Raw genomic sequence first — 24,816 nt, 5'->3', positions numbered from 1 at the left:
CAGGTTGTCTCCGGTCTCGTGCCATCGCGCGAACTGCGCGTGGCAGGACCTGGATGTACTCTAGGCACACCGACTGAGGTGAGGATGAGCGAAGACTTAGCTGCGACTTAGACGGGCGATGACGGCAGATGCACACGCGCCATGAGCCCCGGGCCGTCGGTGCGGTTTTGCAATTCGATGCGCATTCCGTTGCGCTCCGCGGCAGTCCGCGCAATCGCCAACCCGAGCCCGCTGCCGCCGGCCGCCGCGCCCGGCACGCGAAAGAAGCGGTCGAACACGCGCCCCATGGCGCTCTCCGGAATGCCCGCCCCGTTGTCCAGCACGTCGACCACCGCATGGCCGTCGACCGCATGCAGCCGCACATCGACGACCCCGCCTTCGGGCGCATAGCGAAGCGCGTTGTCGATCAGGTTGTCGAACACGCTGCGCAACTCGGCCGCAGGCGCGGACACCACCGGCGTGATGCTGCCTTCGAAACCCACGTCCACGCGCCGCGCATCGGCCAGCACCATCAGCTGGCTCACGCTCTCGCGCAGCAGCACTTCGATGTCGATGGCCTCGCGCACCATCGCACGCTGCGGCGCGTCCTGCCGCGAGAGGCTCAGCAATTGCTCGATGAGATGCTGCGCGCGGGTCACGCCCGCCTCGAGCTGGTTGAAGCGGTCGGTGGCTTCGCCGGCCGGCACGTGCGCGCGCAGGTTCTCGATCTGCAGGCCGATGGCGGCCATCGGCGTGCGCAGTTCGTGCGCGGCGTCCTGCACGAAGCGGCGCTGCGTGGCGAAGGCGCTGCGCACACGCGCGAGCAGGTTGTTGAAGGCACCCACCAGCGGCGCGATTTCGTCGGGCACGCGCGCGAGCGAAAGCTCGGTGGGGCTGCGCTCGTCCTGCGAGGCCACGTCGCGCGCCACCCCGCGCAGCGAGCGCGAGGCCGCCGAGACGATGAGCCACAGGATCAGCAGCGCCGCCGGCAGCAGCAGCGCGATCGGCAGGCCTTCGAGCAGGGCGCGGCGCAAAGCGCGGCGGCGGCGGTAGTCCTCGTTCTGCAGCACCTGCACGCGCGGCTGGTCGGCGCGCGGGCCGCGCTCGGCGGTGAAGACGCGCCAGCTCGAATGCGCATGGGCGCCCGTGTTCACGTTGCGAAAGCCCTCGCCGGGCTGCAGCGGCACCGACAGCGCGGGCCATGAGCTCGCGCGCAGCGCCGTGCCATCGGCGCTCCAGATCTGCACGACGAAAGCGCCTCGCGAAAACGCGGCCTCCCCATCGACCGCACGAGGTGTCTTGGGCGGGTCGTTGCCCGTGTACGACTCGGCCACCAGCCGCATCTGGTCGTCCAGCGCGTTGTGGACCAGGTTGCCGTACGCCAGGAAGGAGAACCATGCGGTCGCGACCGCCCCGACCAGGTGCAGCGTGACCAGCCACAGCAGGAGTTGCCTGCGCAGCGAGCGCGGTCGCCACCAGCGGCCATTGGGGCGCACGTCCTCGGTCATGGCCGAGGCCGAAAGAGACACCATCCACGAGACACCGGGGAAAGGGCTTCGCGGGGCCTCAGGTGTTGCCAGCGGCAGGGGATCGGCGAAGCGACACGGAGTGCGCGCAGCCTGCGGGCGAGCCTCATGCCGCGACGCGCCAGCCGAGTCCGCGCACGTTGCGAATCGACTCGGCGCCGAGCTTGCGGCGCATGCCGTGGATCAGCACGTCGATCGCGTTGCTCGTCACTTCCTCGCCCCAGCCGTAGATGCGGTTCTCCAGCTGCTCGCGCGACAGGATCGCGCCGGGCCGCTCCAGGAGCGCATGCAGCAGCGCGAACTCGCGCGCCGTGAGCGCCTCGCGCTCGCCGTTGACCAGCACCTCGCGCGTCGTGAGGTCCAGCTGCAGCGCGCCGCTGCCCACCAGCGAATGCGCCGCGCCATCGCGGCGCCGCACGATGGCCCGCATGCGCGCGAGCAGCTCGCGAAACTCGAAAGGCTTGAGAAGGTAGTCGTCGGCGCCCAGGTCGAGGCTGTTGATGCGGTCGTCCAGGCCGTCGCGTGCGGTGAGCACCAGCACCGGCGTCGCGTCGCCGCGTTCGCGTGCGCGCCGCAACACGTCGGTGCCGTCCTGCTTGGGCAGGCCCAGATCGAGCAGCACGCAGGTGTAGCCGCCGTCGCCCAATGCGCTCTGCGCGAGCTCGCCGTCGCGCACCCAGTCCGCGGACCAGCCCGCGCCCTCGAGCGCCTGTTTCAGGCTGCGCCCGATCATTTCGTCGTCTTCCACCAAAAGCACGCGCATTGCGGCGACTCCTTGGGCCGCAAGTTAGCACGTGATCGGGATGATCGGTAGTGCCCTGCGCCGCGGCGCAGCGTAGGGGCGAAGTCTTAGGCGACGCTTAGGCGCCGTGCCGGCGAAAGGGTCACAGCACGCGCACGTCGTGCCGCTCGCCCTCGCCGTCCGCCGCGAAGGCAAGGAGGCGCATCGCCTCTTCCTGCACGCCGAGGCGGTCGGCCTTCGACCAGCGCGCGAACGGCTCCAGCACGACCGTGGCCGCGTTCTTCGCCCGCTCGATCTTCCAGGTGCCCGAGACTAAGCCGTCTAGCAGCACCGTGCCGCGCACGATGCCGTTGACGGTGAACACGCGGGCGCGATGCGCCTCGCTCATCACGCGGCTTCGGTCGACGTGCGAGAGCAGCAGGTTGTCCCATTCGGCGACCAGGCGCGGCGGCGCGGGCGTGTCGGGGTCGGGGCGCGGCGCGCGCGGCAGGTCGAAGAGCTCCTGGCCCTCTTCGCCGACGAACATGCGCAACTGCGGCTTCAGGCGCTCGGCCACGGCCTTCCAGCCGGTGAGGCCCGACCATGCGCCGGCATCGGCCAGCGTCGCCGGTCCGAAGGCGGCCAGGTAGCGCAGCAGCAGGTCGTCCTGCGTGGCGGCGTTGGCATCGGCGGCGGAGTCTCCGAGCCATTGCGCGATGGGCTGGAGCTGGGCGTTCTGGTGCGAGTTCCAGCTGCCGGCGGGCGGCAGGTGCACCAGCGGCACGTTGTTGCGGATGAGCGCGGCGAGCGATGCCGGCGCGCGGTCTTTCCAGCGCGCCGCGAGCGCCTGCCCGAGCGCGGTGGCGGTGAGCGGGCCTTCGTCGAACAATGCTGCGCCAGCCGCCACCACGGCCGCGCGGTCGATGCCTTCGAGCGCCCGCGAATGCTCGCCCGAGAGGCCGCGCTGATGCACCGCCTCGAGCAGCGGGCGCCATGCCAGCGCGTCGCGTGCCGTCATCAGGTGCAGGGTCGCGCGCAGCGTCGACATGCGCACGACGCGGCGCTTCCTGAGCGCGTCGGTGAGTTGCTCGCGGCGAAAACCTTCGAGCCGGCTCCAGAGGCCGATGTATGGCGGGTTCGGCGCCTGCGCCTGCAGCCCCGCGAGCTTCTCGATGGCCTCTGCGACCGTTGCCTTGCGCCGCGCCAGCAGCATCTGCCGCGCGAGCGTCGCCCGGTTCAGCGCGCGCCGGCTCAGCAGGGCGGCCATCGGCGAACGCTCAGAATTTCTCGTGCGGTCCGAGGTAGCGCCACTGCCCCACCGGCAGGTTGCCCAGCATCACCTTGCCGATGCGCACGCGCTTCAAGCCCACCACCTTGAGGCCCACCAGCTCGCACATGCGGCGGATCTGCCGCTTCTTGCCCTCGGTGAGCACGAAGCGCAACTGCTCGGGGTTCTGCCATTCGACCCGCGCCGGCTTGAGCGCCTGGCCGTCGAGGCTGAGGCCATGCCTCAGCTTCGCGAGCATCGCCGGCGGAAAGACCGCCTGCACGTTCTGGGTGACGGGATCGTCGTCGTCCATGCGGATGAGCTGCCCCGTCGGTGCAGCTTGGCCCGGGCCGTAGTAAGCCACGCGCACCAGGTATTCCTTCTCCATCACCGAGTCTTCGCCGATCAACTGGCGCGCGATGCGGCCGTCCTGCGTCATCACAAGGAGGCCGATGGAATCGATGTCCAGCCGCCCGCACGGCGCAAGGCCGCGCAGTTGCTGGGGGCTGAAGAAGAAGCGCGCGTTGTCGTCCGCCCAGCGGTTCTGCGGCGTGAAGAGCGTGACCGCGGGTTCGTGCCCGTCTTCGGCCTGCCCGCTCACGTAGCCGATGGGCTTGTTGATGAGGATGGTGACCTGGTTCGCCTGCTGGCCCTTGGCGGCCTTGTCGATCTCGATGCGGTCGGACGGCGTGACCTTCACACCCATTTCGGCCGGCTTGCCGTTCACCTTCACCCAGCCGTTGGCGATCCACTCGTCGGCCTCGCGGCGCGAGCACATCTTGAGTTCGGCCATGCGCTTGTTCAGGCGCACGGGAGCATGGGGGGAAGAGGGCTCGGTCATCGAAAGGCTTGATTCGTGGGCGGCACCGATGCTATCCTGAACCCAAGCGCAAGTTGATTGCGCCAATTTTGGGGGATTCCCAAGTGAGCACACGCAAGTACCAGTACGCCATCGTCATCGGGCGTTTCCAGCCCGTTCATTTCGGTCACCAACGACTCATCGAAGAAGGCCTTCGCGCCGCCGATCGGGTCATCGTGGTGGTCGGCTCCGACCGCAAGCCGCGGAGTGTCAAGAACCCCTTCACCTTCGACGAACGCGAACGCATGGTGCGCGCCTGTTTGCGCGGCACCGAGCAGATGCGCGTGAGCGTCGTCGGCGTGGGCGATTCGCCCTACAACGACCAGATCTGGATCGCGTCGATCCAGTCGGCCGTCGAACGGCTGATCCAGCAGGACGGCCATGTGCCCGCGCAGGCGAAGGTCGCGCTGGTGGGCCACCTCAAGGACGCCTCGAGCTACTACCTCAAGCTCTTCCCGCACTGGGAGTTCGTCGGCCAGCACAGCGTGGAGAGCCTGAACGCCACCGACGTGCGCAGCCTCTACTTCGACCCCGAGAACCGCGGCCAGCTCGCGCCGGCCGACCTGCCCGACGGCACTGCGGCCTTTCTCGACAAGTTCACCGGCACCGCCGACTACGCCGAGCTCTGCGAGGAGCGCGCCTTCCTCGTCGACTACCGCGACAAGTACCGCTATGCGGGCAGCGACTTTCCGCCGATCTACACCACGGTCGATGCCATCGTGGTCGAGGCCGGCCACATCCTGCTGGTGCAGCGCAAGTTCCATCCCGGCAAGGGCACCTGGGCGCTGCCCGGCGGCTTCGTCGGCCAGCACGAACGGCTGCAGGACGCGGCCATCCGCGAGCTGAAGGAAGAAACCCGCCTGAAGGTGCCCGTGCCCGTGCTCAACGGCAGCATGAAGGCCAGCCATGTGTTCGATGCGCCCGACCGCTCGCAGCGCGGCCGCACGATCACGCACGGGTTTTTCTTCGAGCTCGCGCACAACCAGTGGACGGGCCTTTCGGACGTGCGTGCCGACGACGACGCGGCCGAGGTGCGCTGGGTGCCGATTGCAGAATTCCTCGACATGCAGGACCGCATCTACGAAGACCACTTCTTCATCGCGAATCATTTTTTGGGTGGCCTGGGCAAGAACTGAACGACCAGGCTTTGTCAGCAAGAACGGGCTCCGGTTGACGGGGCCCACGTGAAAGGAGCTTTCACAATGAACCGCAACCTCACCTCCTCGCCCCTGGGCAACAACCTGCTGCTGCGCACCGACTCCTACAAGGTGTCGCACTGGATGCAATATCCGCCCGGCACGCAGACGGTGTACAGCTACATCGAATCGCGCGGCGGGCTCTTCAGCCACTCGCTTTTCTTCGGCCTGCAGGCGTACCTGCGCGAATACCTGCAGACGCCAGTGACGCTCGCCGACGTCGACGAAGCCGCGGCGATGATGGCCGTGCACGGCGAGCCCTTCAACCGGGAAGGGTGGCTGCGGCTGATCGAGAAGCACGGCGGGCTGATGCCGGTGCGCATCCGCGCCGTGCCCGAGGGCAGTGTGCTGCCGGTGCACAACGTGCTGGCCACCATCGAGAACACCGACCCCGAGTTCTTCTGGGTCACGAGTTTCCTGGAGACCGAATTGCTGCGCGCGATCTGGTACCCGACCACGGTGGCCACGCTCTCCGCGGCCGCGCGCACGACGCTGCTGCGGTACCTCGAAGCGACCTGCGACGATCCGCAAGGCCAGGTCGCCTTCCGGCTGCACGACTTCGGCGCGCGCGGGGTGTCGAGCCTGGAATCGGCGGCGCTCGGCGGCATGGCCCACCTGGTCAACTTCATGGGCACCGACACGCTGGCCGCGCTGGTCGCGGCGCGCCGCTACTACGACTGCGACGTGGCGGGCTTCTCGATTCCCGCGGCCGAGCACAGCACCATCACGGGCTGGGGCCGCGACCACGAAGCCGATGCCTACAGCAACATGGTCGACCAGTTCGGCAAGCCCGGCGCGACCTTCGCGGTGGTGAGCGACAGCTACGACATCTTCAATGCCTGCGCGCGCATCTGGGGCGACGAGCTCAAGGCGAAGGTGGTGGCCTCGGGTGCGACGCTGGTGGTGCGGCCCGACTCGGGCGATCCGGCCGAGACCACGCTCAAGGTGGCGCAGATCCTGGCCGATCGCTTCGGCACCACGACCAATGCCAAGGGATTCCGCGTGCTGAACAACGTGCGGATCATCCAGGGCGACGGCGTCAACCTCGACTCGCTGCGGCTGTGCCTCTCGAACTTCTTCCACAACGGTTTATCGACGGAGAACATCTCTTTCGGCATGGGCGGCGGGCTGCTGCAGCAGGTCAACCGCGACACCATGCAATGGGCGATGAAGTGTTCGGCGATGCAGGTGAACGGCGAGTGGCGTGATGTCTACAAGTCGCCGGTGGGCGATGTGAGCAAGGCTTCGAAGAAGGGGCGGCTCGCGCTGGTGCGGAACGCGCGCGGTGAAGTGGAGACGGTGCGCGAAGAAACGCTTGCGGATGGGCAAGTGGATCTGCTGCAAACGGTGTTCGAGAACGGGCGCATCGTGGCGAACACCACGTTCGATGCCATCCGTGAACGGGCGGCGATTGGGGTGAATCAGTTCGTCACCTCGCGGGCGCCGCTCTGAAGATTTTTCGGGGTGGTGCACAGGCCACCGGGTACTCCCCTGCGCGAATGTCCTCCGGCCTGCGGCCTCCCCCTTGATTTCGCTGCGGGGAGCACCCGATGCCCTGCGCATCGGGGCACGCTCTGTGTGAACAGCCGTCAACCACCGCTCTGAAAGCGCTCGCGCTGATGGTGGGCTCTGTTTCGCGAAATCAAGGAGGAGGCGAAGCCGGGGACATTCGCGAAACAGAGCCCACCGTCGGCGCGAGTGCCGCCCCGAACAACAGGCCTCGAAGCAGTGCTACATGGCATGTTCATAATCCGCGCAGACCGTCGAACACATGACCAAACTCCTGATCCTCAGCGTGAGCGCCGGCAACGGCCACGTGCGTGCAGCACAGGCGCTTGCCGCCACCGCCCAGTCCCTCGCCCCGCCCTGCACGGCGGTCCACACCGACGCCATGGCCCATGTGGCCGGCGGCTTTCGCAAGGTCTACACCGACTGGTACATCCAGCTCGTGAATCGCGCGCCCGAGCTGTGGTCGTACCTGCACCAGCGCACCGACGCCACGCCGCACCACGCGCCCTCGCAGCGCCTGCGCCGCGGCATCGAGCGGCTGAGCACCGGCGCGCTGGTACGCGAGATCCGGCGCGAGAAGCCCGATGCCGTGATCTGCACGCACTTTCTTCCGGCAGAACTCCTGATGCGCGAACGCAACCGCGGGCGCATCGACTACCCCGTGTGGCTACAGATCACCGACTACGACCTGCACAACATGTGGCTGATTCCCGGCATGGCGGGCTATCTCGCCGCTACCGAAGAAGTGGCCTTTCGCCTCCGCGCACGCGGCATTCCCGCGGACCGCATCCACGTGACGGGCATTCCGGTGATGCCGGCGTTTTCCGAACCCGATGCACCGGCCCTCGCGCGCAACACCTGCGCTGCCGAACTCGGGCTCGATCCGTCGCGGCCCGTGCTGCTGATGGCCTCGGGAGGTGCCGGCGTGGGCGACCTGGCGAGCATGGTCGAACGCGTGCTCGGGCTTGGCGGCGAAGGCAACTTCCAGGTGATCGCAGTTGCGGGCCGCAACATCGAGGCGCATGGCAAGCTCGAAGCGTTGGCCAAGCGCCATCCGGGTCGCGTGATCTCCATCGGCTTCACCAACGAAATGCACAAGATGATGGCCGCGGCCGACCTGGTCGTCACCAAGCCCGGCGGCCTCACCGTGTCCGAGTGCCTCGCGCTCGGCAAGCCGATGCTGCTGATCTCGCCAATTCCCGGACAGGAAGAACACAACGCCGGATTCCTGATGGAAGAAGGCGCCGCCTGGCTCGCCTACGACGCCATCGGCCTGGACTACAAGGTGGCGCGCCTGATGGCCGACCCCGCCAAGCTCGCGAACATGGCGTCGCGCAGCCGCGCGCTGGGCAAGCCGCAGGCCGCGCGGGCCGTGCTGCAACACGTGCTGGGTGCGCTGGCGTGAGCGGCGAGATCGAAAAGACAGGCGTGGGCCGCACGCTGGGCTACCTCGTGTGGGTGGTCGTGATGGCCTTCTTCTTCGCCAACGCCGAGATCCAGATCGAGGGCGGTGCGGGCTGGGCCACGTCGCTGCCCACCTGGCGCATCGAGAACAGCATCTGGCTGGACCTGTTCTGGGGCGGCCGCGCGATGACCGGCTATCACGCCTGGGTCTTCACCTTCATGGCGCTGGTGTTCTTCTCGCCGCTGGCCTTCAGCGGCCGGTGGACGTGGCGCAACGTGGGGCTCGCGGTCGCGGGGCTGATCGTGTTCTGGGTCTGCGAAGACTTCCTGTGGTTCATCATCAACCCGGCCTTCGGCTGGGCGCGCTTCAACCCGGTCGATGCGTTCTGGCACAAGCACTGGCTGTGGGGCGCGCCGGTCGACTACTGGGGTGGCCTCGCGGTGGCGGCGCTGATCCTCACGGTGCGCCATTGGCGCCGGCGCGCGCTATGACAGCGACGACCGAGACCGACGACCTGCGCCCCGGCCACTGGGCCGATCCGCTCGACGCATTGAAGGTCGAGAACCTGCACCGCATCACGCCCACGCTGTACCGCAGCGCGCAGCCGAAGCGCGCGAACGTGGCGGCGCTGCAGTCGCTGGGCATCCGCACCATCGTGAGCCTGCGGTCGTTCAATGACGACAAGAAGGTGTTCGCGGGCAGCGGCATCCGCCTGGTGCGCGTGCCGATCAACACCTGGTCCATCGACGATGCCAAGGTGCTGCGCGCGCTGGTGGCGATCCGCGAGGCCGAGAAGCAGGGGCCGGTGCTGATCCATTGCATGCACGGTGCCGACCGCACGGGCGTGGTGGCGGCCGTCTACCGCATGGCGGTGCAGGGCTGGGACAAGGACAGCGCACGCCAGGAGATGCTGCGCGGCGGCTACGGCTATCACACGCTGTGGCGCAACATTCCGCGCTACATCGAGCGGCTCGATCCGCTGCGCATGCGCCACGCGCTGGCCCATGCCCCGGTGATTCCGGTGGTGTCCTGAAGGCGCCTGCAGCTTTCGCGACCCGCTCCTATACTGGCCGCCCCGTGGCCGATGGCCATCTCCGAACGACCTTTCACAGGGGCTTCTTCCATGGCACTCCAACTGCGCTCCCTTGTCCGCTCGAACGGCGAGCTCGAACTCTCGCTGCACGACGAACCGATCCCCGAACCCAAGGCCGATGAAGTGATCGTGCGCGTCGAGGCGTCGCCGATGAACCCGTCGGACCTGGGCCTCCTGTTCGGCGCGGCCGACATGACCACCGCGAAGGCCTCGGGCACCGCAGACCGCCCGGTCGTCACCGCCATCGTTCCCGAACGCGCGCGCCCGTCGATGGCGGGGCGGCTCGACCAGTCGATGCCCGTCGGCAACGAAGGCGCGGGCGTGGTGGTCAAGGCCGGATCGTCGCCGGCCGCGCAGGCGCTGCTCGGCAAGACCGTGGCAGCCATAGGCGGCGCGATGTACTCGCAGTACCGCGCCATCGGCGCCGCCCAATGCCTCGAACTGCCCGAGGGCACCACGCCGGCCGAAGGCGCCTCGTGCTTCGTCAACCCGCTCACCTCGCTGGGCATGGTCGAGACGATGCGGCGCGAAGGCCACAAGGCGCTGGTTCACACGGCCGCGGCTTCCAACCTGGGGCAGATGCTCAACAAGATCTGCCAGAAGGACGGCATCGACCTGGTCAACATCGTGCGCAAGCCCGAGCAGGAAGCGCTCCTGCGCGGCATCGGCGCGAAGTACGTGTGCAACGCGACCTCGCCGACCTTCCTCGACGACCTGACGCAGGCACTGGTCGATACCGGCGCAACGCTCGCCTTCGACGCCACCGGCGGCGGCAAGCTCGCGGGCCAGATCCTCGGCTGCATGGAAGCGGCGCTGAACCGCACCGCCAAGGAATACAGCCGCTACGGCTCGACCACGCACAAGCAGGTCTACATCTATGGGGGCCTGGACCGCAGCCCGACCGAGTTCGTGCGCAACTTCGGCATGACGTGGGGAATGGGCGGGTGGCTGCTGTTTCCGTTCCTGCAGAAGCTGGGCGCGGAAGGCACGCAGCGTTTGCGCGCGCGGGTTGTCGCCGAGCTCAAGACGACGTTCGCGAGCCACTACACGCGGGAAATCTCGTTGCTCGAAGCGCTGCAGCTCGATGCGATCGGGGTGTATGGCAAGCAGGCGACGGGGGAGAAGTTCCTGCTGAATCCCAACAAGGGCATCGCGGCCTGATCTCCCGCTTCGGTGTGGGGGCCTCCGCCTAGACCACCAACCGGTAGCCCACAGCCGTTTCGGTCAACAGATGACGCGGCTGCGCCGGGTCAGCCTCCAGCTTCTGCCGCAGGTGCCCCATGTAGATGCGCAGGTAGTGGCTCTGGTCCGTGTGCGACGGACCCCACACCTCGCGCAGCAACTGGCGCTGCGTGAGCACGCGGCCCGCGTTCGCGACCAGCACCGAGAGCAGCCGGTACTCGGTCGGCGTCAGGTGCACTTCGGCGCTGGCGCGGCGCACGATGCGTGCGGCGCGGTCCAGTTCGATGTCGCCGAATCGAAAGACGGCGTCGGCCGGTTCGTCGTTGCCGCCGCTGGCGGCGCGCGGGCGGCGCAGGTTGGCGCGCACGCGCGCCAGCAGCTCGCCGGTGCCGAAGGGCTTGGTGAGGTAGTCGTCGGCACCGGCGTCGAGCGCGGCGATCTTGTCGGCCTCGTCGGTGCGGGCGGACAGCACGATGATCGGCACGGCCGACCAGCCGCGCACGTCGCGGATCAGCGAGACACCATCGCCATCGGGCAGGCCGAGGTCGAGCACCAGCAGGTCGGGCTGCCGTGTGCCGGCCGCAGCGAGCCCGTCGCGCAGCGTGCCGGCCTCGTGCACCAGCCAGCCCTCGGCCTCGAGCGCGCCGCGCACGAAGCGGCGGATCTGCGGCTCGTCTTCGATCACGATGGCGGTGGGCGATGGCATGGTTTCAGAGTTGGGCTTCGGCCGGTTCGGGCGGCTCGCGGCGTGGCAGGGTGACGGTGAATTCTGCACCGCCGTCGCGCGCATTGGCGGCCGTGATCTCGCCGCCGTGCGCGCTCACCACCGCACGGCAGATCGCCAGCCCGAGCCCCACGCCCGGCGTGGCCGACTCGGCTTCTCCGCGGGTGAACTTGTCGAACAGCTTCTGTTCGCGGCCCAGCAGCGCGGCGGGCAGGCCGGGACCGTGGTCGCGCACCGTGAGCACCAGCGTGCCGGGCTCGGCGCGAGCGCCCACCACGATGGGCGGTGCGCCGTATTTGGTGGCGTTCTCCAGCAGGTTGACGAGCACGCGCTCGATCAGCACCGCATCGAATTCGACCAGCGGAAGGTCCGCATCGAGCGCGGTCTGCACGACGGCGTCGCCCAGCGATGTGCGTGCCGCGCGGATCGACGAACCCACGACCTCCTCGACCGACTGCCAGTCGCGCCGCAGGTTCACCGCGCCGCCCGCGATGCCGCTTTCGAGCCGCGCCATGTCCAGCAGGTTGTTGACCAGCGCATGCAGCTCGTGCGCCTGCGCGACGATGGCGCGCGCTGCATTGCCGTGCTCTTCAGGCGGCAGCGTCTGCAGCGACTCGGCCAGCGCGATCAATGCGGTGAGCGGCGTGCGCACGTCGTGCGAGATCGCGCCGAGCAGCGCGTTGCGCAGCCGCTCCGATTCCATCTCGACCACGGCCTGCTGCGCCACCTCGACGTAGTGCACGCGCTCCAGCGCGATCGCGATCTGCCGCGCCAGCGTGTCGAGCTGTTGCGCCTGCTCCGGAATCAGCAGCCAGCGCGGCTGCGAGGGCGACAGCGCCAGCACGCCGCGCACGCGCATCGGCGCCCGCAGCGGCACGTAGTGCCACGGCTGCGCCGCCAGCGTGGCGGTCGCGAGGCCCGCGGGCTGGCCATGGCGGAAGGCCCAGTCGGCCACCTGCGCGTCGAAGCCCGCCGGCGGCTCCTTCGGCAGCACGAGCTGGTCGGCAGCGTCGGTCACCAGCACCAGCGCATGGCCGCCGAAATGGCCCTGCACCGCTGCGGCGCCGAGCGTGACCACCTGCGTGCTCTCCAGCGCCGCCGAGAGTTCGCGCGTGAGCTCGAACAACGAGCGCGCACGCCGCTCGCGGCTGGTCGATACGCCCGCCGCGAAACGCAGCCCCGCCGTGAGCTGCCCCACCAGCAGGCCGACGCCCAGCATGATCGCGAAGGTCAGCACGTACTGCACATCGCTCACCGCGAACGACAGGCGCGGCGGCACGAAGAAATAGTCGAACGCGGCCACGTTGAGCAAGGCCGCCAGCGCCGACGGCCCGCGCCCGAAGCGCATCGCGACGCCGACCACGCCGAGCAGGAACAGCATCACGATGTTCGAGAGTTCGAGCACACCCGTCAGCGGCGTGCAGACCAGCGTGAGCGCCACGCTGGTGGCCGTCGCCCAGGCGTAGCCGGGCCAGTAGATCGGCGCCTTCTCGTGATCGTCGTCGTCGGCGCGCGGCGTGTTGAGCGGCGTGCGCGCGAGCCGGCGCGCGCTGTCGGCCCGGCCCACTTCAAGAATGTCGAGTGCGGGCGCGCGTTGCGCCAGTGCGCGCGGCAGCGGGACCGGCGTGGCAGGCCACCACCGGCGCCATCTGCCGACCGGCTCGGATCGCCCCAGCACCAGCGTCGCGCAGTTGAGCCGGCGGGCCTGCTCCGACAGTTGCTCGGCCACGTCGGAACCCGTGAGCACCGCGGTGGCCGCGCCCAGTTCCTCGGCCAGCTTGAGCACCGCGAGGATGCGGTCGCGCTCCTCGGCGGCCAAGCGCTGCAGCCGGGGCGTCTCGACGTACGCCGCATGCCAGCGCACATTGAGTTGCCCTGCGAGCCGCGCCGCGGTGCGCACCGTTTGCGCCGCGCCTTCGTGCGGGCCGACGCACGCGAGGATCGCGCCCGAGGTGTTCCAGGCCTGCAGCGCGCCGCCCTGCCCGTTGCCGCCCGCACCCGATTGCTCGACGCGCCAGCCGCGCACGTCGTCCTCCACGTGCTCGGCGGTGCGACGCAGCGCAATCTCGCGCAGTGCGATCAGGTTGCCCTTGCGAAAGAAGTTCTGCGCCGCGCGCTCGGCCTGCTGCGGCAGGTAGACCTTGCCGGCCGCGAGCCGCGCGGTGAGCTCGTCGGGCGTGACGTCGACCAGCACCACTTCGTCGGCCTCGTCGAGCACCATGTCGGGCACCGTCTCGTGCACGCGCACGCCGGTGATGGCGCCGACCGTGCCGTTCAGGCTTTCGAGGTGCTGCACGTTGAGCGCCGACCACACCTCGATGCCCGCGGCCAGCAGCTCCTGCACGTCCTGCCAGCGCTTGGCGTGACGGGAACCGGGGGCGTTGGTGTGGGCCAGTTCATCGACCAGCAGCACGGCCGGCCTGCGCGCGAGGGCGGCATCGAGATCGAACTCGGCGAGCGTGCGGCCGCGGTAGGCCAACTCGCGCAGCGGCAGCGTGTCCAGCCCCGCGAGCAGCGCGGCGGTTTCGCTGCGCCCGTGCGTCTCGACCACGCCGATGAGCACGTCGCGCCCCGCAGTGCGCTCGCGCTGGGCGGCACTCAGCATCGCCCAGGTCTTGCCGACGCCGGCGCTGGCGCCGAAGTAGATGCGCAGCTTGCCGCGCAGGGCGCGTGCCTCGTCGTTGCGCAGTTGCGCAATCAGGGCGTCGGGGTCGGGGCGGGCGTCATGCATGGCGGTGGCTGCGCAGGTTATCGCATCGGGCCGCCCTTGCGGCGCCTGTGCTCGTGCCGCCGCGCGGTGCGCGACAGCACCCACCAGGCGAAGCCCAGCGGCACGAAGAGCGCCGCGAGCGCCAGCAGCGCATGAAGAAGGTCAGTGACCATCGCGCAGCCCACACCGTGCCAGGTGCTCGCGCCAGCTCACGAGCCGGCCGATCTCGCCCGAGGGCACGCACTCGATCAGGCGGTGCAGCACCTCGGCGTAGCTGGCGATGGGCAGGCGGATCATGAGCCGCACGCAGGGCGCATCGCTTTCCTGCGAAGAGAGCGCGTGCAGCAATGGTTCGCAGCGCACCACGCCCGCGTCGGGGCAACCCGCGATGCTGCGGCGCACGCGCAGTGCGTCGGCGCAGCATACGGTGACGTCGAGCACGTAGAACGGGCTCGTGGCGGTCATGGGCGCGTGCGTTCGCCCGGCCTCCCCCATGGGGGATGGCGAAGCACACGAAGTGGCAAGCCGGGGGGCAGGCAGTTCGGTGCCGGGGTGTTCACGATAGGCGGCATAGGCCATGGTTTTTTCTCCTCAACGCGCGGTCGAAGAAGCCGAAGAAGTTGCTGCATCGAGCGCGAGATTCAGTGCGAGAACGTTGACGCGCGATTCACCGAGCAGGCCCCAGAGCGCTCCCTGGGTGTTCTTCTCGATCAGCGCGTTGATCTGTTCCACCGGCACCCCGCGCACGCGAGCGACGCGGGCCGCCTGGTAGTGCGCGGCGGCGGGGCTGATGTCCGGGTCCAGGCCGCTGGCCGAAGCCGTGACGAGGTCGACCGGCACCGGCGCGGTGTTGCCCGGGTCCGCGGCGCGCAAGGCTTCGACGCGCTCCTTGATCGCATCGGTGAGCGCCGGGTTCAGCGGGCCCTGGTTCGCGCCGCCCGAGGCGCTCGCGTTGTAGGGCTGCGGCGCGGTGGCCGACGGGCGGCCCCAGAAGTGCTTCGGGTCGCTGAAGTTCTGGCCGATGAGTTTCGAGCCGACCGTCGTGCCGTCCAGCACGATCAGGCTGCCCGCCGCCTCCTTCGGAAACACCGCCTTGGCGGCGCCGGTGACGGCCATCGGATAGATGAGCCCGGTGAGTGCGCTCAGCAGTGCGAAAAGCACGATTGCGGGACGAATGACGTTGCCATTGTTGTTCATGGGAAATGCTCCTCAGACCAGGTGGACTGCAACCAGCAGCCAGTCGATCAACTTGATGCCGATGAAGGGAACGACGAGGCCGCCGAGGCCGTAGATGGCCAGGTTGCGGCGCAGCAGCGCGGCAGCGCCCACCGGCCGGTAGCGCACGCCCTTGAGCGCGAGCGGGATCAGGAACACGATGACGAGCGCGTTGAAGATCACCGCAGAAAGAATGGCCGACGACGGGCTCGCCAGGCGCATCACGTTGAGCGCGCCCAGTTGCGGGTACGTCGAGACGAAGATCGCCGGAATGATCGCGAAGTACTTCGCCACGTCGTTGGCGATCGAGAATGTGGTGAGCGAGCCGCGCGTCATGAGCAGCGCCTTGCCGGTCTCCACCACTTCGAGCAGCTTGGTCGGGTTGGAGTCGAGGTCGACCATGTTGCCGGCCTCCTTCGCGGCCTGCGTGCCGCTGCCCATGGCCACGGCCACGTCGGCCTGCGCGAGCGCGGGTGCGTCGTTGGTGCCGTCGCCGGTCATCGCGACCAGGCGGCCTTCGGACTGGTACTTGCGGATCAGCGCGAGCTTGTCCTCGGGCGTGGCTTCGGCCAGGAAGTCGTCCACGCCGGCCTCGGCGGCGATGGCCGCGGCGGTGAGCTTGTTGTCGCCGGTGATCATCACCGTCTTGATGCCCATGCGGCGCAGTTCTGCGAAGCGTTCCTTGATGCCGGTCTTGACGATGTCCTTCAACTCGACCACGCCGAGCACGCGGTTGCCTTCGGCCACGGCCAGCGGCGTGCTGCCGCGGCGCGCGGTTTCCTCGGCGGCGCGCAGCATCTCGGCCGGCACGCTGCCGCCCAGCGATTCGACATGCCGGCGGATCGCATCGACCGCGCCCTTGCGCAGCAGGATCGCGTCGGTGTCCAGGCTGTTGGGCGCTGCCGGCAGGTCGACGCCGCTCATGCGGGTCTGCGCGGTGAAGGGCACGAAGCGCGCGCCCTCGGCCGAAGCGACCTCCAGCCCGTCGCGGCGTGCGAGCTCGACGATGCTGCGGCCCTCGGGCGTCTCGTCGGCCAGCGAGGCGAGCATCGCGGCGCGGGCAAGGCGGCCCTTGGGCACGCCGGGCGCAGGCAGGAAGGCGCTGGCCTGGCGGTTGCCGTGCGTGATGGTGCCGGTCTTGTCGAGCAGCAGCACGTCGACGTCGCCGGCGGCTTCGACCGCGCGGCCCGAGGTGGCGATCACGTTGGCCTGCATCATGCGGCTCATGCCGGCCACGCCGACGGCCGAGAGCAGGCCGCCGATGGTGGTCGGGATCAGGCACACCAGCAGCGCCACCAGCGCGGTGAGCGACACCACGGTGCCAGCACCCGCAGCCTCCACGCTGAACACCGAAAACGGGAGCAGCGTCACGGTCACCATCAGGAACACGATCGTGAGCGCGACCAGCAGGATGGTGAGCGCGATCTCGTTGGGCGTCTTCTGGCGCTTGGCCGCCTCGACCATGCCGATCATGCGATCGAGGAACGACTCGCCCGGGTTCACCGAGATGCGCACCACCAGCCAGTCGGACAGCACGCGGGTGCCGCCGGTCACGGCCGAGAAGTCGCCGCCCGATTCGCGCACCACGGGTGCCGACTCGCCGGTGATGGCGCTCTCGTCGACCGAGGCCACGCCTTCGATCACTTCGCCGTCGAGCGGGATCACGTCGCCGGTTTCCACCAGCACGACGTCGCCCTTGCGCAGGTTGGGCGCCTGTTCGGGCAGCCACTGGCCGCCGTGGTGCGGCTCCTGCAGCTTCTTGGCCCAGGTGTCCTTGCGAAGACCGCGCAGCGACGCGGCCTGTGCCTTGCTGCGGCCCTCGGCGAGGGCTTCGGCGAAGTTCGCGAAGAGCACCGTGAACCACAGCCACACGGTCACCGCGAGCACGAAGGCGGGCTTCATGCCGGTGTCGCCCGGGAAGCTCAGCGCATGCACCCAGAGCAGCGTCGTCAGGATGCTCCCGATGTAGACGATGAACATCACCGGGTTGCGCCACTGGGTGCGCGGGTTCAGCTTGGCGAAGGCGCCCCGGAGGGCGGGCTTGACCAGCGCTGCATCGAACAGCGAGAGAGAAGATTTCGTTTGCATGTCAATTGCTCCGCAAAAGGGAGAGTCCGGGAACACCGCGGAACCGGCTTTGCCGGGCCGCTGGTGTTGCCCCCGGAGAGGGGGTTGGCGTAGCGACACGAAGTGCGCAAAGCCTGGGGGAGAGCCTCATTTCCAGAGCACCAGGTGTTCGACGATCGGCCCGAGGGCGAGCGCCGGCACGTAGTTGAGCAAGCCGACCAGCAGCACGGTGCCGATCAGCAAGGAGACGAACAGCGGGCCGTGCGTGGGCAGCGTGCCGCTGGTGACGGGCAGGCGCTTCTTGGCGGCCAGCGAGCCGGCAATGGCCAGCACCGGCACGATCATCGCGAAGCGCCCGAGCCACATGGCCAGCGCGAGCAGGCCGTTGTAGAAGGGCGTGTTGGCCGAGAGGCCGGCGAAGGCGCTGCCGTTGTTGTTGGCGGCCGAGGTCAGCGCGTAGAGGATTTCCGAGAAGCCGTGCGCGCCGGGGTTCGCGATGCCGGCCTTGCCGGCGCCCGCGATCACCGCCACCGCGGTGCCGGCCAGCACCAGGATCGGCGTGACCAGGATGGCGATGGAGATGAGCTTCATCTCGCGCACCTCGATCTTCTTGCCCAGGTACTCGGGCGTGCGGCCGATCATGAGGCCGGCGATGAACACCGCGAGCATCGCGAAGATCAGCATGCCGTAGAGGCCGCTGCCGACGCCGCCGAACACCACTTCGCCAAGCTGCATGAGCACCATGGGCACCATGCCGCCGAGCGGGGTGAGCGAGTCGTGCATCGCGTTCACCGCGCCGCACGAGGCAGCCGTGGTCACGGCGGCGAAGAGGGCCGAGGCGTCGATGCCGAAGCGCACTTCCTTGCCCTCCATGTTGCCGCCGGCCTGCAGCGCGCTGGACATCTGGTCGACGCCAAGCGATGCGAACAGCGGGTTGCCGGCCTGCTCGGCAGGCGTGACCACCATCACCGCGACGACGAACATGACGGTCATCGCGGCGAGCACGGCCCAGCCCTGGCGCATGTCGCCCACCACGTGGCCGAAGGTGAAGCACAGCGCCGCCGGGATCAGGAAGATCGCGATCATCTGCAGCAGGTTGCTGAGCGCGGTCGGGTTCTCGTAGGGGTGCGCCGAGTTGGCGCTGAAGAAGCCGCCGCCGTTGGTGCCGAGCATCTTGATGGCCTCCTGCGAGGCGACCGGGCCCATGGCCAGGGTCTGCGTCCTGGTGGTGGCGTCTTCCATCACCGGGGCGCCCTTCTCGTCCTTGAGCGCCTGGCCGTCCGCACCGGTCTTGGGCTGCTGGAAGGCGGTGGTCTCGACGGTGTCCACCGACTTGTAGGCATCGAAGTTCTGGATCACGCCCTGGCCCACGAGGAAGACCGCGAGCACGAGCGACAGCGGCGCCAGCACCCACAGCGTGACGCGCGTGATGTCGGCCCAGAAGTTGCCGACCAGGCCCTTGCCGTCGCCGCGGCGCGCGAAGCCCCGCACCAGCGCGAAGGCCACGGCGATGCCGGTGGCGGCCGAGAGGAAGTTCTGCACCGTAAGCCCGAGCATCTGCGTGAGATAGCTCATGGTCGATTCGCCGGCGTAGCCCTGCCAGTTGGTGTTGGCGACGAAGCTCACCGCGGTGTTGAACGCCGAGTCGGCCGACACCGCGCCCATGCCGGCCGGGTTCAGCGGCAGCACGCCCTGCAGGCGCTGCAGCGCGTAGACGACGACGGCGCCCACGAGATTGAAGGCCAGGAGCGCCAGCGCATAGGTGCGCCAGTTCATCGAGCGCTCGGGGGCGGTGCCCGCGAGCTTGTAGAGCGGCGCCTCGATGCGCTGCATCCAGCGCGGCACGCGCTCGTTGCACAGCGCGGCGAGGAATTTGCCGACGGGCCAGGCCAGCACGGCGAGTGCGGCGAGGAAGAGGGCAAGGAGGCCCCAGGCAGACGCGGTCATTTCAGAATTCCTCGGCGCAGATCAGCGCGAAGACGAGATAGGCGAACAGGATCACGGCGATGAGCGCGCCGAATCCGTAGAGGACTTGGAGGCTGATCACGATGCGTCTCCGACGCCGGTATTGGCGGTGCTGCCGGCATGGCCGGCGTTCTGCGGGTTCGGCCCTTCGAGCTTGTTCAGCCCGAAGACCATGGCCGCCACCACGACCCATAGCGCCAGCAAGGCGCTCATCCAGACGATGTCCATTCAATTGCTCCTGGAGCGAAACACAAGGCCTTCAGTCTCGGCAGACGTCCGTAAAAACGGGGAAGAGAGTCGGCGGGGGCGCATAAAGAAAGCGTAAAAACGCGCCCCTTGCGCGCCTCCTTCTCCAGGCCCCGGTTGTCACAAAGCTGCCCGCCCGCCCGTCTTCAGGGCAGGCGTCGGGACCGCACAACCTGCGTATAGCCCGGCCCTATCGGGGTCATTGCGCTGTCTTTCTCGACAGCGCCGTCGACGGCATTCAATAATCAAAGCACTTACTTTGATAAATAACGGATCGATCATGAATTCACGATCAAGGGCCTGGCTGGTCGCCGGCCTCGCGGTGCTGGTGGTGGGAGCGGCCTGGTACGGGCTGGTGAAGCTGAGACCGGCGCATGCCCAGGGCGGGGGCATGCCGCCGGCCAAGGTGGCAGTGGCGGCCGCGCGGCCGACGGAGATGGCGCGCTTCCTCGGCGGCATCGGCACGCTGGAGGCCAACCGGCAGGTCGAGGTACCGGCCGAAGTGGAGGGGCGCGTTGCGAAGATCCTCTTCACGCCCGGCGCCGAAGTGCGCGCCGGGCAGTTGCTCGTTCAACTCAACGACGCGCCCGAGCAAGGCGACCTGGAACGCCTGACCGCCCAGCGCGCGAACGCCAAGGCCCTGCTCGACCGCACGCGCCGCCTGCTGCCCCAGCAGGCCGCCACGCAGGAGCAGATGGAGCAGGCGCAAGCCGGCTTCGACCAGGCCAGTGGCGAACTGCGGCGGGTGCAGGCGCTGGTCGAGCAGAAGCGCATCAAGGCGCCGTTCGACGGCGTGCTGGGCATCCGCAAGGTCAACCTCGGCCAGTTCGTGCGGGCCGGCGACACGCTGGTGTCGCTCACCGACGGCCGCACGCTGTTCGCGAACCTCACACTGCCCGAGACCGCGCTGCCGGCGCTCAGGCGCAACCAGGCGGTGTCGCTCGCGGTCGATGCGTACCCGGGCCGCGTGTTCCAGGGCAGGTTGAGTGCGATCGAGCCGCAGATCGGCAGCGACACCCGCACGGTGCGGCTGCAAGCCACCGTGGACAACGCCGATGGCGCGCTCACGCCCGGCATGTACGTCAACGGCAAGGTCGCACTGCCTTCGCGCACCGATGCGATCGCCGTGCCGGAAACCGCCATCACCTACAGCACGCACGGCGACTCGGTCTTCGTCGTGCGCCCCGCTGAAAAAGGCGACGGCTTCACTGCGCACCAGGTGTTCGTGAAGGCGGGCGACCGGCAGGATGGCCTGGTCATCATCGAAGAGGGCCTGAAGGCCGGCGAGAAGGTCGTCACCTCGGGCCAGCTGCGCCTGTACACCGGTGCCGCCGTCGCGCCGGCCGAGAAGGACACGCTCGCCCTCGCGGAGCGCAAGCCATGAAGTTCACCGACCTCTTCGTGCGCCGCCCCGTGCTGGCGCTGGTGGTGAGCACGCTGATCCTGCTGCTGGGCGCCCGGGCCCTGGGCGACCTGCCGGTGCGCCAGTACCCGCTCACAGAGAGCACCACGCTCACCATCACCACGCAGTACCCGGGCGCCTCGCCCGAGCTGATGCAGGGCTTCGTCACGCAGCCGATCGCGCAGGCCGTGGCGACCATCGAGAACGTGGACTACCTCTCGTCGTCTTCCACGCTCGGGCGCAGCGTGATCAGCGTGCGCATGAAGCTCAACGCAGACGCCAACCAGGCGCTCACGCAGGCGATGGCGCAGGTGAGCCAGGTCAAGTACCGGCTGCCGGCCGAGGCCTTCGATCCGGTCATCCTCAAGTCGTCGGGGGAGGCCACCGCGGTGGCGTATGTCGGCTTCTCGAGCAAGACGATGCCGATCCCGGCGCTCACCGACTACCTCTCGCGCGTGGTGCAGCCGCAGTTCGCATCGATCCCCGGCGTCTCGGGCGTCGAGGTGTCGGGCGGGCAGACGCTCGCGATGCGCGTGTGGCTGGACGCCAACCGCATGGCCGCGCGGGGCATCTCCGCCGGCGAACTGGCCGACGCCTTGCGGCAGAACAACGTGCAGGCCGCGCCCGGCCAGGTGAAGGGCCTCTTCGTGGTGTCGAACATCCGCGTGAACACCGACCTGGTGAACGTGGCCGAGTTCCGCGACATGGTCGTCAAGCGCGAGGGCGATGCCATCGTGCGGCTGGGCGACGTGGCCACCGTCGAGCTGGGCGCAGCCAGCGCCGACAGCAGCGCGACGATGGACGGCGACAAGGCCATCTACCTGGGCCTGCAGGCCGCGCCCAACGGCAACCCGCTGGTGATCGTGAAACGCATCCGCGATCTCCTGCCCGGCATCAAGCAGAACATGCCGCCGGGCGTGGAGGTGCAGTTGCCCTTCGAGCTCGCGCGCTTCATCGAGGCCTCGATCGACGAGGTGCAGAAGACGCTGCTCGAGGCCGTCGCGATCGTGGTGCTGGTGATCTTTCTCTGCCTGGGCTCGCTGCGCGCGGTGCTGATTCCGGTGGTGACGATTCCGCTCTCGATGCTGGGCGCCGCCGCGCTGATGCTGCTCTTCGGCTTCAGCATCAACCTGCTCACGCTGCTGGCGATGGTGCTGGCCATCGGCCTGGTGGTGGACGATGCGATCGTGGTGGTGGAGAACGTGCACCGCCACATCGAGGAGGGCAAGTCGCGCGTGCAGGCCGCGCTGATCGGCGCACGCGAAGTGGCGGGCCCGGTGATCGCGATGACGCTCACGCTGGCCGCGGTGTACGCGCCCATTGGCTTGATGGGCGGACTCACCGGCTCGCTCTTCAAGGAGTTCGCCTTCACGCTCGCGGGCGCGGTGGTGGTCTCGGGCGTGATCGCGCTCACGCTGTCGCCGGTGATGAGCTCGTTCCTCCTGCCGCAGGACGCCACAGGCAGCCGCATGGCGCGCTACGCGGAATCGTTCTTCCACAAGCTCGCGTCAGCGTATGGCCGGCTGCTCGACGTGTCGCTGCACCACCGCTGGGTCACGGGCCTCTTCGCAGCCGCGGTGCTGGTAAGCCTGCCCTTTCTCTACAACGCGTCGCAGCGCGAGCTCGCACCGGGCGAAGACCAGGCGATGGTGCTCACCGCCATCAAGTCGCCGCAGCACGCGAACATCGACTACGTCGAGAAGTTCGGGCAGAAGTGGGACGAGGTGTTCGCCGCGCTTCCCGAGAACACCGGCCGCTGGCTCATCAACGGCTCCGATGGCGTGTCGAACAGCATCGGCGGCGTGCAGCTGTCGGACTGGAAGGACCGCAAGCGCAACGCCGACCAGATTCAGGGCGAGGTGCAGGGCAGCATGGGCGACGTGGAGGGCAGCAACATCTTCGCGTTCCAGCTGCCGTCGCTCCCGGGCTCGACCGGCGGGCTGCCGGTGCAGATGGTGATCCGCAGCGCGGGCGACCACCGCGCGGTGTTCGAGGCGATGGAAGCCCTCAAGACGGCCGCGCGCGAGAGCGGCAAGTTCGCCGTGGTCGACAGCGACCTGGAGTTCAACAACCCGGTCACCGAGGTTCGCGTGGACCGCGCCAAGGCCAACAGCATGGGCGTGACGATGAAGGCCATCGGCGACACGCTCGCGGTGCTGGTGGGCGAGAACTACGTCAACCGCTTCGGCATGGACGGCCGCTCGTACGACGTGATCCCGCAGTCGCCGCGCGACCAGCGGCTGTCGGCCGAGGCCCTTGCGCGCTACTTCGTGAAGAGCGCGAGCGGTCAGCCCGTGCCGCTCGCGAACCTGGTGACGCTCTCGACCAGCGTCGGGCCCAACAAGCTCACGCAGTTCAACCAGCTCAATGCCGCGACCTTCCAGGCGATTCCGATGCCGGGCGTGACCATGGGCGATGCGGTGGCATTCCTGAGCGAAGAGGCCAGGAAGCTGCCCGCGGGCTTCAGCTACGACTGGCAATCGGACGCGCGCCAGTTCACGCAGGAGGGTTCGGCGCTGGTGATGGCCTTCGTGTTCGCGATCGTCGTGATCTATCTGGTGCTGGCCGCGCAGTACGAGAGCCTGCGCGATCCGCTGATCATCCTGATCAGCGTGCCGATGTCGATCTGCGGCGCCCTGGTGCCGCTGGCGCTGGGCTTCGCGACCATCAACATCTACACGCAGATCGGGCTGGTGACGCTCATCGGGCTCATCAGCAAGCACGGCATCCTGATGGTGGAGTTCGCCAACGAGATCCAGGCGCGAGACAACCTCGAACGCCGCCCCGCCATCGAGCAGGCCGCGCGCATCCGGCTGCGCCCGATCCTGATGACGACCGCAGCCATGGTGGTGGGGCTGGTGCCGTTGCTGTTCGCGAGCGGCGCGGGCGCCAACAGCCGCTTCAGCATCGGCCTGGTGATCGTGGTCGGCATGCTGGTGGGCACGCTCTTCACGCTGTTCGTGCTGCCCACGATGTACACGCTGCTCGCGCGCGACCACCGCACGGTGGGGCGCTCCCAGCGCACCGCCGAACTCGACGCACTGGTCGAAGGAGCATGACCATGACAAGACTTTTAGACACCGCACCCTTCTTGCTCGGCGCGCTGGTGCTGGCGGGCTGCGCGGTCGGACCAACCTACATCGCACCCAAGGAGGCACCCGTCGCCATCTCGGCGCCCGAGCGCTCGCTGTTCGCCAACGACGCGGTGCAGCGCGACTGGTGGCGCCAGCTCGACGATCCGCAGCTCGATGCACTCGTCGAACGCGCGCTCGCCGGCAACCACGACATCCGCATCGCACAGGCGCGGCTGCTGGAAGCCCGCGCCTCGCAGACCGAGGCCGAGCTGGATCGCCTGCCCGTCGTCACGATGGGTGCGAGCAAGACGCGCAGCATCGCCCAGGGCAACGGCACGCCCGCCGATGCGCGCACGCTGGCGCAAAGCAGCCGTGCCGGCTTCGATGCGTCGTGGGAAATCGATCTCTTCGGCCGCCTCAAGCGCCTGGACGAGGCCGCCACCGCGCGCACCGAAGCCAGCGCGGCCGACCTCGAACAGGTGCGCATCGTGGCCGTGGCCGAACTGGCCCGCAACTACTACGAGATGCGCGGCGCCGAGCAGCGCCTGGCCGTCACGCGCCGCACGCTCGAGAGCCTGCGCAGCAGCCTGCGCGTGACCCAGGCGCAGGTGCGGACCGGCCGCGGGCTCGAAGGCGACCTCGCCAGCGCAGAAGCCAATGTCGCGACCACCGAGAG

22 protein-coding genes are annotated in these 24,816 nt (G+C 68.8%); 9 read left to right on the top strand and 13 right to left on the bottom strand.

Annotated features, from left to right (window positions below):
* Positions 1-107: 107 nt before the first annotated feature.
* From RT97_RS23995 to RT97_RS23980, 4 genes are all read right to left on the bottom strand, one after another.
* Positions 108-1,511, bottom strand: a complete 1,404-nt coding sequence (locus RT97_RS23995) for a sensor histidine kinase (RefSeq protein ID WP_253278313.1) — start codon at positions 1,509-1,511, stop codon at positions 108-110.
* Positions 1,512-1,611: 100 nt separating this feature from the next.
* Complete coding sequence (locus RT97_RS23990) at positions 1,612-2,268, bottom strand: response regulator (protein WP_042581351.1); 657 nt, start codon at positions 2,266-2,268, stop codon at positions 1,612-1,614.
* A 121-nt stretch (positions 2,269-2,389) separates the two neighbouring features.
* Complete coding sequence (locus RT97_RS23985; RefSeq protein ID WP_042581350.1) at positions 2,390-3,493, bottom strand: winged helix DNA-binding domain-containing protein; 1,104 nt, start codon at positions 3,491-3,493, stop codon at positions 2,390-2,392.
* 10 nt (positions 3,494-3,503) lie between these two features.
* Positions 3,504-4,334, bottom strand: a complete 831-nt coding sequence (locus RT97_RS23980) for a pseudouridine synthase (protein WP_042581349.1) — start codon at positions 4,332-4,334, stop codon at positions 3,504-3,506.
* 83 nt (positions 4,335-4,417) lie between these two features.
* Here RT97_RS23980 and RT97_RS23975 point away from each other — a divergent pair, with 83 nt between their 5' ends.
* The 6 genes from RT97_RS23975 (at position 4,418) to RT97_RS23950 (ending at position 10,716) form a co-directional block, all read left to right on the top strand.
* Positions 4,418-5,488, top strand: coding sequence for a bifunctional nicotinamide-nucleotide adenylyltransferase/Nudix hydroxylase (locus RT97_RS23975; RefSeq protein ID WP_042581348.1), 1,071 nt, complete (start codon positions 4,418-4,420; stop codon positions 5,486-5,488).
* A 66-nt stretch (positions 5,489-5,554) separates the two neighbouring features.
* Positions 5,555-7,000: a nicotinate phosphoribosyltransferase gene (locus RT97_RS23970; RefSeq protein ID WP_042581347.1), complete on the top strand. Its 1,446-nt coding sequence runs from the start codon at positions 5,555-5,557 to the stop codon at positions 6,998-7,000.
* A gap of 319 nt (positions 7,001-7,319) precedes the next feature.
* Positions 7,320-8,462 (top strand): MGDG synthase family glycosyltransferase, encoded by a 1,143-nt coding sequence (locus tag RT97_RS23965; protein WP_042581346.1) that lies wholly within the window; start codon positions 7,320-7,322, stop codon positions 8,460-8,462.
* On the top strand, positions 8,459-8,953 hold the full coding sequence (locus tag RT97_RS23960; protein ID WP_042581345.1) for a hypothetical protein: 495 nt from the start codon (positions 8,459-8,461) through the stop codon (positions 8,951-8,953). Before RT97_RS23965 ends, RT97_RS23960 begins: the two co-directional genes overlap by 4 nt.
* Positions 8,950-9,495 (top strand): dual specificity protein phosphatase family protein, encoded by a 546-nt coding sequence (locus tag RT97_RS23955; protein WP_042581344.1) that lies wholly within the window; start codon positions 8,950-8,952, stop codon positions 9,493-9,495. Before RT97_RS23960 ends, RT97_RS23955 begins: the two co-directional genes overlap by 4 nt.
* A 90-nt stretch (positions 9,496-9,585) precedes the next feature.
* Positions 9,586-10,716: a zinc-binding dehydrogenase gene (locus tag RT97_RS23950; protein ID WP_042581343.1), complete on the top strand. Its 1,131-nt coding sequence runs from the start codon at positions 9,586-9,588 to the stop codon at positions 10,714-10,716.
* A 28-nt stretch (positions 10,717-10,744) separates the two neighbouring features.
* Here the strand turns inward: RT97_RS23950 and kdpE are convergent, their stop codons facing one another.
* The 9 genes from kdpE to RT97_RS33520 form a co-directional block, all read right to left on the bottom strand.
* Positions 10,745-11,443, bottom strand: a complete 699-nt coding sequence (gene kdpE, locus RT97_RS23945; protein WP_042581342.1) for a two-component system response regulator KdpE — start codon at positions 11,441-11,443, stop codon at positions 10,745-10,747.
* 4 nt (positions 11,444-11,447) lie between these two features.
* Entirely contained in the window at positions 11,448-14,192 is a 2,745-nt protein-coding gene (locus RT97_RS23940) for a DUF4118 domain-containing protein (protein WP_042581341.1), read from the bottom strand.
* Between the two features lie 17 nt (positions 14,193-14,209).
* Entirely contained in the window at positions 14,210-14,344 is a 135-nt protein-coding gene (locus RT97_RS34055; protein WP_301280767.1) for a hypothetical protein, read from the bottom strand.
* Positions 14,334-14,636, bottom strand: a complete 303-nt coding sequence (locus RT97_RS23935; RefSeq protein WP_253278312.1) for a hypothetical protein — start codon at positions 14,634-14,636, stop codon at positions 14,334-14,336. The genes RT97_RS34055 and RT97_RS23935 overlap by 11 nt, the downstream gene beginning before the upstream one ends.
* 126 nt (positions 14,637-14,762) lie before the next feature.
* Positions 14,763-15,368 (bottom strand): potassium-transporting ATPase subunit KdpC, encoded by a 606-nt coding sequence (kdpC, locus tag RT97_RS23930; RefSeq protein WP_042581339.1) that lies wholly within the window; start codon positions 15,366-15,368, stop codon positions 14,763-14,765.
* Between the two features lie 12 nt (positions 15,369-15,380).
* Positions 15,381-17,474: a potassium-transporting ATPase subunit KdpB gene (gene kdpB, locus RT97_RS23925; protein ID WP_042581338.1), complete on the bottom strand. Its 2,094-nt coding sequence runs from the start codon at positions 17,472-17,474 to the stop codon at positions 15,381-15,383.
* A gap of 126 nt (positions 17,475-17,600) precedes the next feature.
* Positions 17,601-19,400 (bottom strand): potassium-transporting ATPase subunit KdpA, encoded by a 1,800-nt coding sequence (gene kdpA / locus RT97_RS23920; protein ID WP_042581337.1) that lies wholly within the window; start codon positions 19,398-19,400, stop codon positions 17,601-17,603.
* A gap of 1 nt (position 19,401) precedes the next feature.
* Positions 19,402-19,500: a K(+)-transporting ATPase subunit F gene (kdpF, locus tag RT97_RS23915; protein WP_042581336.1), complete on the bottom strand. Its 99-nt coding sequence runs from the start codon at positions 19,498-19,500 to the stop codon at positions 19,402-19,404.
* Positions 19,497-19,646, bottom strand: coding sequence for a hypothetical protein (locus RT97_RS33520; protein ID WP_172672242.1), 150 nt, complete (start codon positions 19,644-19,646; stop codon positions 19,497-19,499). Before RT97_RS33520 ends, kdpF begins: the two co-directional genes overlap by 4 nt.
* 298 nt (positions 19,647-19,944) lie before the next feature.
* Between RT97_RS33520 and RT97_RS23910 the strand changes: the two genes are divergently transcribed.
* From RT97_RS23910 to RT97_RS23900, 3 genes are all read left to right on the top strand, one after another.
* Entirely contained in the window at positions 19,945-21,048 is a 1,104-nt protein-coding gene (locus RT97_RS23910) for an efflux RND transporter periplasmic adaptor subunit (RefSeq protein ID WP_042581335.1), read from the top strand.
* A complete protein-coding gene (locus RT97_RS23905; protein ID WP_042581334.1) occupies positions 21,045-24,125 on the top strand; it encodes a MexW/MexI family multidrug efflux RND transporter permease subunit in 3,081 nt (1,026 codons plus the stop codon). Before RT97_RS23910 ends, RT97_RS23905 begins: the two co-directional genes overlap by 4 nt.
* A 2-nt stretch (positions 24,126-24,127) precedes the next feature.
* Positions 24,128-24,816, top strand: a 689-nt coding sequence (locus RT97_RS23900) for a TolC family protein (RefSeq protein ID WP_172672241.1), incomplete at its 3' end; no start/stop codon positions are given.

Source organism: Variovorax paradoxus (assembly GCF_000834655.1).
GTDB classification, from domain to species: domain Bacteria; phylum Pseudomonadota; class Gammaproteobacteria; order Burkholderiales; family Burkholderiaceae_C; genus Variovorax; species Variovorax paradoxus_F.
Note: the sequence above shows the minus strand (reverse complement) of the source record. Positions and strands in the feature narration are given on the sequence as shown.